The sequence below is a fragment of the Marinococcus sp. LNSP9103-4 genome, assembly GCF_056034345.1.
Genome location: NZ_JBQLIA010000012.1, coordinates 68,856 through 80,722 on the forward strand (window position 1 = coordinate 68,856; position 11,867 = coordinate 80,722).

The following is an 11,867-nucleotide window of genomic DNA, read 5'->3' on the forward strand; positions in this document are numbered from 1 at the left end:
ATTAAAGGCTGGAAAGTTGAAAGGTCCTGGGAGAATTTCAATAATTCCTCCAGGACTCAGCTTCTAAATATTTTATTTGTTATCTTCTTCCTCTACCATACTCTCAGACTTATCTTCGCTTTCCGACTCCTGCTCTGGCCAACTTTCTGCTGGATTGCTCTCTTCATTCATTTCCGGTTTTTGTAACCTCTCCTCCGGTTCGGGATTTTTTTCGACTGGCTGAGAGGAGGGAGCGAACGGGGTGGTGGACTCTTTGTGCGTATCTGCCCCGGCATAGCTTTCAAGGAGTTCTTTAACATCAATGCCAGTAGCTTCTTTTAATGTATCCTGAAGCATAGCCATATTATTGGTGATGCTTCCAGCGAATCCTGTCACACCACTTTCACCCTTGCCTCCTCCCGTATCAATCACTTTTACGCTGTCAATATTATTTAAAGGAGCCGATACTTCTCTTGCGAAGGCTGGCAGCATATTAATAATCATTTCAAGCTTGGCTGCATCCCCGTATTTTGCCATTGCAACCGCCATTTGCTCTTTCGCATTTGCTTCAGCAAGGCCCCGGTTCCGGATGACTTCTGCTTCTGCTTCCCCGCGGCGTCTTTCTGATTCTGCATGAGATTCCGCTTCAGCGATCACGCGATACTTTTCCGCATCGGCCCGCTGGTTCGAAGCATAACGCTCAGCATCCGCTTTGCGTTCTACATCTGCTTCGTACTGATTTTCTTTACGCTTGATTTCAATTTCATCCAGCTCTGCCTGCCGCTTTAATTCAGTAGCGCGGATATCCATCTCCTGATCTTTTAACTGGCGGTCGGCTTTGCTTTTTTCCAATTCGTACGCCTGATCTGCCTTTGCTGTAGCAGCTTCATTTTCGCGTTTATACTCTGCTTCTTTAATCTGGTTATCTTTTTTGGCGGAAGCAATTTCAGTACGGCGCTGGAGTTCAGATTCTTCTGCTTCTTTATCCATTTGAGCCTGGTGAATACGCGTTTCTCTTTCTGAAGTGGATTCTGCAATGTCTGCATTTTTCTTCGCTTCAGCTATTCTTGGACGGCCCAGGGCCTCGAGATAACCATTGTCATCACGAATATCTTTTAATGCAAAGGACGTGATTTCAAATCCCATTCTGCTTAAATCTTTATCCGCCACCTCCTGCAGCTTACGGTTAAACGCTTCACGGTCCTGATAAATTTCTTCCACCGTTAACGATGAAAGAGCAGAACGGAGGTGGCCTTCGAGCACCTCCACAATTTCTCCGTCTCTTTCCTCCCGGGTTTTACCAAGAAACTGCTCCGCGAAATTGGCAATCTGACTGAGCCCGCTTCCTATTCTAACCATAGCAACCGCGTCAGCCACGACTGGCACGCCCTGAGAGGTATAAACCGCCGGGGTCTTTACCATGAGCTGTGAAGTCGTCATATCTACGCGTTCTGCTACCTGAACAAGCGGTTTAATAAATACCCCGCCGCCGCGGACTACCTTCAGCCGTCTCCCATTCTCTTCGTCAGTAAAAACATTCTCTCCACCTCCGAGCTGTTTGCCGGTAATAATCATCGCTTCGTTTGATTTGGCTGCTTTATAGCTTCGTTTAAACCATATGTAACCAATAATTAAAGCAATAAAAATTACTGCGCCCAGCCCTATGAACAGGCCTCCTCCAATAAGTGCTTCCATGTTATTCCTCCTTAAATTATAATTTTGCACTCTAATATACCGAATAGTGTCACCAGCGCGTTTCAAATAACAGGAAATTCATATTTTTAGCTCACGAAAAAACGCCCGGAGCCGGACGTTTCAGTCGTTCATATGTTCAATACCTTTGGAAAGGACCTTTTCTACATTCGTTAAATGAGCGCTCATTGCTTCTGCAGCTGCTTCTGGATCCTGCTCGTTTATCGCGGTATAAATCCGCTGGTGTTCGTCAAGGAGTCGCCGGAAGGAACGTTTTTCCGAAAAGAGCCATGCTTTTCTCGTTTCATACATCGTTTTCTGCATCGTGTCGGAGAGGCGGCCCATCATCTGTTTTAATAACGTATTTCCGGAAGCTTCGACGATCGCAAGGTGGAAACGGACATCTGCCTGTTCCCCGAGATCATCGGTCCCGCCTGCTGCCTGCGTCATTTGCTCCAGAGCAGTACGCATCTGCACGAGATCCTCCTCCGACCGCCGGACTGCCGCAAGCTCGGAAGCTCCCTTTTCAAGCACATGCCGGACTTCGAACAGCTCCTTCATCTCCTGTTTCGAGATGAGAGTGCGGCTGTTCATCATTTCTGTGATAGTGGAAAAGTCATACTGATTTACAAATGTTCCTTCACCCTGTCTTATGGTTACAATTCCCACAGCACGCAGAGCGCTTAATGCTTCCCGGACGGCCGAACGGCTGACGTCAAATTTTTCCGAGAGAGCGACGACAGAGTCCAGCTTCTCTCCAGGTTTTACTTCGCCACGCTTGATCATGTCCTCGATTTTTTCCCGGATTACTTCGGCTATTTTTTTCGTTTCAATACGATCCATGGTCATCGCCGCTCTTCCTTCCGTTCACTATTTACCGCTATTGTACCACCCATAGAGTGCACATACTACGTTTTGCATCTATTATAGATAAGGTCATCACATGAGTGGACTTTGCTTAATTTTATATATTCATTACTATGTGAAAAAAGTTTTGTTTTTTCCACGTAGACGATTGTCATTTTGGAAGGAACAGGTTAGAATTTATAACAATGGTTTTCTCTAGTACTTTGCAGCAAAGGTGGAACGTTTTATGTTATCTTTCTTTATCGCTATTATCCTGTTAATTGCCGGCTACATCGTTTACGGATCCTTTGTGGAGAAAACGTTCGGCATCAATGACCGCAACAAAACGCCTGCTTACCGTAACGAGGGGCATATCGACTACTCTCCTCTCAGCTGGTGGCGCGGCAGCCTTATCCAGCTGTTGAATATTGCTGGTCTCGGGCCAATTTTCGGGGCGCTGCTCGGAGCACTGTACGGGCCTATCGTATTTTTCTGGATCGTACTCGGCACCATTTTCGCCGGCGCCGTACACGACTATTTTTCCGGGATGCTTTCTCTCCGTCATAATGGTGCCCAGTTTCCGGGACTTGTAGGCAAATATCTCGGGCGTCCGATGCAGAGCTTCATCAATATCGTCAGCATTTGTTTGATGATCCTTGTAGCCGCCGCCTTTATCGCGGGACCGGCTGAATTGATTGCAAGCCTCACACCGCTAAGCTTTCTTACCGCCATTTTTGCTATTTTTGCATATTTTTTACTGGCTGCCCTGCTTCCGATTCAACGGGTCATTGGAAAGATATATCCTCTTTTCGGCGCAGTGCTTATTTTTATGGCGGTCAGTATTGCCGGTGCGCTGGTATTTTCAGATGTAACGATTCCAAACGTTACGCTTGCCAATCTTCACCCCGATGAACTCCCGGTATGGCCGATGGTGATGGTAACAATTTCGTGCGGGGCTATTTCCGGTTTTCACAGCACCCAAAGCCCAATTATCGCCCGCACACTGAAAAAAGAATCAGAAGGACGCAGGGTGTTTTACGGGGCCATGATTGCCGAAGGTATCATCACCCTTATATGGGCAGCAGCCGGCATGGCCTTCTTTGGAGGCACCGGCGGGCTTCAGGCAGCCATAGCGGCCGGAGGCCCTGCAGGCGCTGTCAACGAAATTTCTACGAGCCTTCTTGGTACACTGGGCGGGGTACTTGCTGTTCTTGGCGTTATTTTGCTTCCTATTACGACAGGCGACACTGCTCTTCGTTCTTCAAGAATGATGCTTGCAGAGCTAGTGGCAAACGCTGTTTCCCTAAAAGGAAAGCCGCTTTTAATTCTCACCGTTATTCCAGTTGTTATCCCAGCCCTGTTTTTATCTATGATCGATTACTCATTCTTGTGGAGATATGTAGGATGGACCAATCAGCTCGTCGCTACCGTGATGCTATGGACCGGCTGCATGTACCTGCTTTACGCTGGCAAAAACCATTTCATTTGCGGCGTACCGGCGATGTTTATGACAGCCGTCGTCTGTTCCTACATTTTTTACGCGCCGGAGGGACTCGGTCTTCCGTACGGCCTTTCTATGACGATCGGGGCCATACTGACAGTGTTCGTGCTTGCATGGTACATCTGGAAAGTGATCTCCGTTAAAAGGCAGGCCGCATACGACCAGGTCGAAAAATCTATATAAATGCTTTTGGCTGCCTGCTATTGCGGGCAGTCTTTTTCACTGAAGGAGAGGCTGATGAAAACGCCGCACGTTCATGCTAAACTGAATACAGACGTGAAATTTTTATAAAGAAGGCGGCTTACCATGCACTACTGGAGAAAAATTAAGCGGCGACTGATCGGCGGCAGACTGATCAAGACCGGTATAGCCGTTCTGCTCACTGCCTATATATGTGGCATTTTCGATCTCCCGCAGGCTTTTGCCGTTATTACAGCCATTGTAACCCTTGAACCGACAGCTGCTGCTTCTATACGTAAAGGCGCCCAGCGGCTTCCTGCCACCGTCATTGGGGCAGCTCTGGCAATGATTACCGTTTATTTATTCGGACCAACCCCGGTAACGTATATGATTGCTTCTGTGCTGACACTTTATTTCTGTAATATGCTGCGGCTTCGGGACGGGATGCTCGTCGCAACGATTACCGCAGTAGCAATGATCCCCACAGCGAGCGATCATTATTTTTTAACTTTTGTAGAACGTGTCGGCACAACGTTTATCGGCCTTGCGATTTCTACAGTAATTAATTTAACGATTCTGCCTCCAAAATTTTCTTCTTTGCTCGCAGAGCAGAATCGTAAAATGTTCGTGGAGACCGCTGAAATTTTTGAGATGCGGCTCGAGGAAGTAATGAACGGCCGGTCTCCTTCTGCACAGGTAATGGAAAAATACCATCAGCTGGAAAGTGACCTGGAGCGGGCAATCCAGCTTTCTTATTACCAGCAGGAAGAATGGAAATATCATAAGAAAAAGGATACAGAGGCAAGAAGGTTCACACGGGAGCAGCGCCAGCTCCATTTTTTAGAGCGCATAAGCTATCATATTAATCGTTTATTTAATTTCGAAACAGATGACGGCACGTTTACGAAAGAAGAAGTCCAACTGATTGGCGACATTATTCCGGCGATGTCACAAACGATTCATCACTTCGGGGAACGCATATCTGATGAACAGTTCCGGCTCATTGAACGTCTGGACCGGTGCTTTTGGAAAAAACGCCAGCACGCATCACGGCCGAACATAAAAAAATATCACCATCATTTTTCTACCGACGTTATTATTATCTTCGCCCTCCTATCTATTCATGATGTCCTCGAAGAGCTTGAAGAACTTCATTTTCCCGAACAGTCCGAGCAACAGCAAGCGCCCCGGCCTTCTTAAGGCACGGGGCGCTTCATTTATCATTGTTTCTTTTCAGGATTTACTGAAGGAGGATAAAAATTTCACTCTGTCCCCCATTGGAGGCGTCTGTTCATCAACAAGCTGGATTTCCAGCACAGCCGGGCAATTATCTGAACAGAGACTTTCGTAAAGCCCGGGAGTAATATCATCCATGGAACGGACCGTAGCGTATTTTACTCCCATCTGTTCGGCGATAGCTGCAACCGGCACCATCGATTGTTCAAAACGGTCGTGCATTCTTCCATATTGAAGCCGGTGTCCGTGATACACCATCCCGAGCCTTGCATTATTCATAACGATAAAAAGAATAGGCAGCTGATATTCTTTAGCCGTCAGCACCTCCATGCCATGCATAAAAAAGCATCCATCTCCCGTAATACTTGTAACAGGACGATGTGGTTCGGCAAGCTTTGCTCCAAGCGCATTGGAAATTCCCGAACCCATGGCACCAAAATGAACGTTGATGTCATACGTATCCGGTTTTTTTACTTCCATGTAGTGAATCACATAGCTCATAAACTCTCCAATATCCACTGTAAAAAGCGTATCCTCTGGCATATGGGAGTGGAGCTGCTGAAGCACGTTCTGGGTTTCATATTTTTCGTTTACTGATTTTTTCTGAACGCCTGTCCGCTGACGCCCGGCTTTCCCTGCTTCCGGAAGGCGAAGACGCCTGTTAATTTCCCCAATCGTCGTGCGCACATCTCCGAGCAGGGAAATATCCACCTTATATTTGCGGTCGAATACCGTTGGATCGTGGTCGAGCTGGATCACAAAGCGCTCAGCAGCCAAAGCCGGATTCCAGTTGTTCGTAGCCGTTTCTCCGAGACTGGAGCCGATAACGAATATAATGGAATTATCGCTGTCTTCCATTACCTCCGTAGCTGTTTCATGTCCGGCAAACCCGTAAACACCATATGCGTTCGGATGATTGGATGGTACAAGCCCTTTAGCCTGCGGCGTAGTAACGACCGGCCAGTCCAGGTAATCCACGAGATTCATAACATCAGGCAGGGCATCCTTTGCTCCCTGGCCAAGGAAAATGATTCCCTGACGGTTACTGGAAAGTACCCGGGTGGTTTCCGATACATTGCTTTCCACCGGAGACAGCCGGCGCTTCTCCGGGTATTCGAGCAGTTCAGTGCTCCCTTCGAGCATGGATAATTGAATATTGATCGGGATCGCTACGTGCACTGGCCCTGGTATGCCGGCGAATGCTTTACATACCGCTTCTTTAAACACTTCACGCACTTCGTGAATACTTTCCACCCGCCGGCTGTATTTGGTCACCGGAGTAAACATCGGGACAACATCGAGCTCCTGTGAAGCGTTCAAGCCAACGGTCGATGTCGGTACAGAGCCGGTAATAAAAAGTACGGGAGTCTGCTCTCTCATTGCATTTGCTGCCCCGGAGAGAAGATTCGTCGCCCCTGGCCCGCTGCTTGCTATACACACCCCAAGCTTTTCCGAACGCTTCGCGTAGGCGGAAGCCATATATCCGGCCGCCCCTTCATGCTTTGTAATAACCGGCGTAATATCGTCATGCTCATACATTTTATCAAAAAGAGCGTTCACCGATCCCGCCGGAATACCAAATACATAGTCCAGTCCATCCTGCCGCAAATAATCAATTATCCACTGAGCTGCTTTCATTCTGTTTTATCCCCCCACTAATTTTTACTATTTATTACAAAATTCAGGAATTTTACTTGCCTGTATTGGTTTACTATACAGGAAACCTTGAACTAAATCACATTTATTTGCCTGCAAAAATTTCTGTTGTTCAAGCGTTTCCACCCCTTCGGCGATCACGTGAAGGTTCAGACTGTGAGCAAGAGCAATAATTGTAGTTGTAATAGGGGCGGAGCTGTTTTCTGTTTCAATATCATCAATGAATACTTTATCAATTTTCAGTGTATCAATCGGAAATTCTCTGAGATACTGCAGCGAACAGTAGCCCGTGCCAAAATCATCAATTGAAATACGGACACCAATGTTTTTCAGCCTTTTCATGGTTGTGACCGTCTCTTCAGTATTCAACAGCAGTGTGTTTTCCGTAATCTCAATTTCTAAAAATTCGGGTGCAAGTCCCGTTCTGGCTAGTACTTCTTTTACGTTATCCACCAGGCATTCCCTTTGAAACTGCTGCGCGGAAATGTTTACCGCTACACGCAGACTGCAAAGCCCCTGCTCCTGCCAGCTTTTCGCCTGAGAGCAGGCCTCTTCCAAAATCCATTCACCGATCGACGTGATTAAACCGGTATCTTCAGCCATAGGAATAAATTCTGAAGGAGATATTTTTCCGTGAATCGGGTGGTTCCAACGTACAAGTGCTTCCACTCCTGTAGCCAGGTTTTTACTCAAACTCACCTGCGGCTGGTAAAACAGTTCAAGTTCATTGTTTTCGAGCGCCCGGTATAAATCATTTTCAAGTCGGATTTTTTTCATGTCCGGCCCCATCTGCTCGGACGAAAACGCCCGGTACGTATTGCCGTTCATTTCTTTCGCTTTATGCATAGCCGAGTTGGCATTCTGGATCAAGTCGTCTGCCAGGTGGCCGTCCAGCGGGAAGAAGCTGATACCGATACTTGGTTTTACATACACTTCTTCCCCTTCAAGATAAAACGGGTTGCGGAATACGCGCAGAATCTGTTCTGCGGTCGTTGTAGCCTGCGCCATATTATCAAGCCGCGGAAGGATTAAAATAAATTCATCTCCTCCCTGGCGGGCCACTGTCGCTGCACCGCTCACCATTTCCTGCAGGCGGTAAGCAACTTCCGTTAGTAATTCGTCTCCTCCGGCATGGCCGAAGCGGTCATTGATTTGTTTAAAACGGTCCAGGTCGAGAAATAATACAGCCATTTCCTGATCATGCTCTTTGGCTTCCCGGAGTGTCTGACTCAGACGGTCATGGACAAGCATCCGGTTCGGAAGGCCGGTGGTTCCATCATAGTAAGCGTAGTATTCAATACGCTGCTCCATTTCTTTCCGGACTGTAACGTCTCTGACTGTTAATACATATCCCACTACTATACCTTCTTCAATCTGGCTCGAGAGAGTATATTCAAGCGTTACGAGTCCTTTTTCAGGATGGCTCATATACGCTTCCCCGCTCACTGGCTGCATGGAATCAGACGCCAGGTAAGAGGCAAAAATATCGGAAAGAGCGCCTTCCTCATTTTCTATATGCTCAAGAATTTCATCGTAGGACTGGATGCTGTGAAATAGCTGGGTGTCCGTTTCAAGCATATGTTCAGCTGCTTCATTGGAAAACATAACGGTGCCTTCCAGCGAAAAGCCGATAATACCTTCATCCACCGTATTCATGATCAGCTCTTTTTCCGTATTGATTTTGCGCATCTCCAAAATCAGCCGCTGGAGCTCTTCGTTTTTGCTTTGTATTTCTTCGGTCCTGCGCGCAATGATGCTTTCCTGGCTTTCAAGATTGTATAAATGGATCAGTACAGGCGCAGTAGCATTAACGATGGATTCCACCCGGCGCTGCTGAGCTTTTGTATACCCGGCCGGCTGTTCGCCGAGATGGGCGACTACAATTACGCCGAGAACGCGGCCAACAGAAATCATCGGCACCATGAAAATACTCTTAATATTAAACACATCACAAATTTCCTGAAATATTCTGTTTTCTCGTGCAACATCCTCAACAAACAACGGCTGCTTTGTTTGAACGACCTGCTGAAACAGCTTGTCGTTTGTCTGGTCCATCTGCATCCGCTCATGAATGCTTAACCACTCACTCTGTTCAAAATCGCTTTTGCGGCTGAGCTTTGAAGGCATGACTGTTTCTTTGGAAACAGGATCAATAATATGAAGACTCACATTATGATTGTTTAGTTCGTCGCCGATATGACTAAAGCAGACATCAATCGCCGAATCGGACGTCTGTGAATGGGCAAGCTGCTCCATCACCTCGATAAGGGTCTGCTTTTCATGCAAAAGCTCCTCAATGTTATGCATCGCCTGGCTGTTTCGAATAGCAACAGCAGCCATGTGGACATAGGCTTCCACTGTTTCAATTTCAGATTCTGTTAAATTCATCGGTACCCCGTAGTCAAACAAATATACGAGTCCGAATAATTCGTCCCCGTGGGAAATTGGAACTGTAAGCACCGATCGGATCTGAAAGAAATCAATTGTTCTGGCATCGGGCCTGTCGTCTTTAGACGTATCAGCAATATAAATGGACTGCCGTGACTCGATCACCTCACGGGCCAGATGATCCACCTGTGGATCAACGACGTGCTGGTCTATAGTCATCCCACTCAGCACTTCCGGCTTGCTGACGTAGCCTCTGTAACGCTCCCTGTCTTCCGGGAGATAAATACCAACCGCATCGCATTGGATAATTTCTTCTGATATAGCTGTTACGACGTGTTCAAGAAGTGTTTTAATGTCTAAATTGGCATTGATCAGTCGTGTAATCCTAGCAAGACGCGTATAACGATTGTGTTGTCCGTTTGACATCGAATCGCCCCTGTCTGTCGATGATTCCTAAGCTCTTATCTATATTATGAACTAATATTTCAATAGCAGGAAAATTTTTTCTTTATTAAAGTCCTATTTTTTCTCTGCTATCCCCCTGTTATGTAGAGGACACCCTGTTTCCCGCAGGATACAGAAGCGCCTCATTAAATCTCTAGCGGACCTTAATAACTATTTTACCACGGGCACGCCCTTCTTCGCTCTCTCTATGTGCTGCCCGCAGACCTTTTTCTGAAAATTTATGCTTACTGTTAATTTCCACACGCAAAGCACCCTTATTATACAGCGATGTTAAGCGCCGGAGCTTTGCGCCTTCTTCCTGCAGCCATACAAACCCGGCAGTAATACCGGCTTCTTCAGCTTTTTCTTGGGAAGGCGGGGCAGCAACCGAAGCAAATCTGCCCCCGGTGCGGAGCACGCGGAAGCTTTCCTCATGGACACTTTCTCCCACTGTATCTAATACCATATCGTAGTCCGAAAGTATGTCCACTACATTTTCTTCTTCATAATTGATCGCCACATCCGCACCCATCTGCTTTAAAAACTCCTGGTTTTTGCCGCTTGCTGTGGCTGCTACATAGGCTCCCATGTCTTTAGCCACCTGTATCGCAAAATGGCCGACACCGCCGGAACCGCCCTGAATAAGCACTTTACTGCCTTCTTTGATTTCTCCAAATTCGAGCAGACACTGCTGGGCGGTCATTCCGGCAAGCGGAATCCCGGCTGCCTCTTCATAGGACATAGGCTCAGGAATGGCTACTAATAGATCTTCATCCACTAATGTCTGTTCTGCATAAGTACCGCGTTCCGTTAATTTTGGCCGCGCAAACACTCTGTCGCCTGGTCCGAAGGCAGTGACATCTTTCCCTGCTGTGCGGACGACACCTGCTACGTCCCACCCTAAAATGATAGGAAACTCGAAAGGGATATCATCTTTCATGTATCCTTCCCGCAGCTTCCAGTCAATTGGGTTGATGGAGGTGGCATACACATCCACGAGCACCTGTCTGTCCCCGGGTGTTTGCGTTTCCATTTCTTTTTCCACAAGTTGATCAGCACTTCCGTATTGTTCAATGACAATTGCTTTCATTATGAGCCTCCTCTCCTACATTCCTCATACCTTTTACTCCTTTAAATGAAACACGTAATAAAATGACCGCTGCATCTAAGAGCGCAGCGGTCAGGGAACAGGATATGTGAATATTTATTAGTGGGACGATACCCGTCTGCGTACAAGTAAAAGTGCTCCCAGTCCGGCTACTGCTGTTCCCGCTAAAGCCCAGGCTGGCTGATTTGTAGCTGTTTCCGGCATTTCGCCGCCTTCTTCTGCAGATTCTTCAGTCATATTTTCATCAGAAGCTTCTGTGGAAGCAGCCTCTTCTTCAGTAGTCGTTTCTTCTGTAGTGCCTTCGTCGGAGGAAGAGGATTCTTCTTCAGTAGTAGAAGTCGTATCTTCTGACGAGTCAGCGGAGGAACTGTCATCTGCTGTTTCCGTTGTTTCATCGTTATTGGAGACTGCAGCGTCAAATTCACTTTCCATGCCTTCCGTCAAATTTTCACATGGCAAGTTATCGTTGTCTGCGTCTAAGTTATGTGGATCATCATTCGGCCCGTAATTATTTTCTTCCCAAAAGGCCAAAACTTCTTCCCCGTCACTAAAATCCGAACAGTTTTCATCGTCTGCTGATACGGGTGCAGTGATGCCCAATGAAATTACTCCTGCGCTGAACAGACTCACCAACCATTTTTTCGACACACAAATTCCTCCTTGTTTAAGTACATATACCTATTCCCCTACTATTATCTTAGGCAATAATTTATAAAATAACAATGCTTTTTTTGTATTATATGTAAATTTAATTTACATATAACTCTAATGTTGCAGTTTTGAAAACAAATGTTGGTCATGGATTTAAATATTGGAAATCATCGACAATATCATCCA

At 46.7% G+C, this 11,867-nt stretch carries 8 protein-coding genes; 2 read left to right on the plus strand and 6 right to left on the minus strand.

What is annotated here, in order from left to right; all coding sequences use genetic code 11:
• Positions 1-72: 72 nt before the first annotated feature.
• A complete protein-coding gene (locus ACTRXG_RS10000; protein WP_474284813.1) occupies positions 73-1,674 on the minus strand; it encodes a flotillin family protein in 1,602 nt (533 codons plus the stop codon).
• 120 nt (positions 1,675-1,794) lie between these two features.
• Positions 1,795-2,520: a FadR/GntR family transcriptional regulator gene (locus ACTRXG_RS10005; RefSeq protein ID WP_474284814.1), complete on the minus strand. Its 726-nt coding sequence runs from the start codon at positions 2,518-2,520 to the stop codon at positions 1,795-1,797.
• A gap of 244 nt (positions 2,521-2,764) precedes the next feature.
• Here ACTRXG_RS10005 and ACTRXG_RS10010 point away from each other — a divergent pair, with 244 nt between their 5' ends.
• Positions 2,765-4,201 (plus strand): carbon starvation CstA family protein, encoded by a 1,437-nt coding sequence (locus ACTRXG_RS10010; RefSeq protein ID WP_474284815.1) that lies wholly within the window; start codon positions 2,765-2,767, stop codon positions 4,199-4,201.
• Positions 4,202-4,324: 123 nt separating this feature from the next.
• The gene (locus ACTRXG_RS10015) at positions 4,325-5,398 is read left to right on the plus strand and encodes an FUSC family protein (RefSeq protein WP_474263699.1); all 1,074 of its coding nucleotides are present in this window, start codon (positions 4,325-4,327) and stop codon (positions 5,396-5,398) included.
• Positions 5,399-5,431: 33 nt separating this feature from the next.
• Here ACTRXG_RS10015 and ACTRXG_RS10020 read toward each other — a convergent pair whose 3' ends face one another.
• From ACTRXG_RS10020 to ACTRXG_RS10035, 4 genes are all read right to left on the minus strand, one after another.
• Positions 5,432-7,072 carry a thiamine pyrophosphate-binding protein gene (locus ACTRXG_RS10020; RefSeq protein WP_474284816.1) on the minus strand — a complete coding sequence of 547 codons (1,641 nt, stop codon included), beginning with the start codon at positions 7,070-7,072 and terminating at the stop codon, positions 5,432-5,434.
• 27 nt (positions 7,073-7,099) lie between these two features.
• A complete protein-coding gene (locus ACTRXG_RS10025) occupies positions 7,100-9,904 on the minus strand; it encodes a bifunctional diguanylate cyclase/phosphodiesterase (RefSeq protein WP_474284817.1) in 2,805 nt (934 codons plus the stop codon).
• Between the two features lie 172 nt (positions 9,905-10,076).
• Positions 10,077-11,012, minus strand: a complete 936-nt coding sequence (locus ACTRXG_RS10030; RefSeq protein WP_474278729.1) for an NADP-dependent oxidoreductase — start codon at positions 11,010-11,012, stop codon at positions 10,077-10,079.
• A gap of 117 nt (positions 11,013-11,129) precedes the next feature.
• Complete coding sequence (locus tag ACTRXG_RS10035; protein WP_474263707.1) at positions 11,130-11,678, minus strand: LPXTG cell wall anchor domain-containing protein; 549 nt, start codon at positions 11,676-11,678, stop codon at positions 11,130-11,132.
• Between the last annotated feature and the right edge of the window lie 189 nt (positions 11,679-11,867).

Bases quoted from the DNA above. Each gene is read 5' to 3' on its own strand.
- ACTRXG_RS10030 (WP_474278729.1), bottom strand. From the start codon at position 11,012: ATGAAAGCAATTGTCATTGAACAATACGGAAGTGCTGATCAACTTGTG.
- ACTRXG_RS10000 (WP_474284813.1), bottom strand. From the start codon at position 1,674: ATGGAAGCACTTATTGGAGGAGGCCTGTTCATAGGGCTGGGCGCAGTA.
- ACTRXG_RS10010 (WP_474284815.1), top strand. From the start codon at position 2,765: ATGTTATCTTTCTTTATCGCTATTATCCTGTTAATTGCCGGCTACATC.
- ACTRXG_RS10025 (WP_474284817.1), bottom strand. From the start codon at position 9,904: ATGTCAAACGGACAACACAATCGTTATACGCGTCTTGCTAGGATTACA.
- ACTRXG_RS10015 (WP_474263699.1), top strand. From the start codon at position 4,325: ATGCACTACTGGAGAAAAATTAAGCGGCGACTGATCGGCGGCAGACTG.
- ACTRXG_RS10020 (WP_474284816.1), bottom strand. From the start codon at position 7,072: ATGAAAGCAGCTCAGTGGATAATTGATTATTTGCGGCAGGATGGACTG.
- ACTRXG_RS10005 (WP_474284814.1), bottom strand. From the start codon at position 2,520: ATGACCATGGATCGTATTGAAACGAAAAAAATAGCCGAAGTAATCCGG.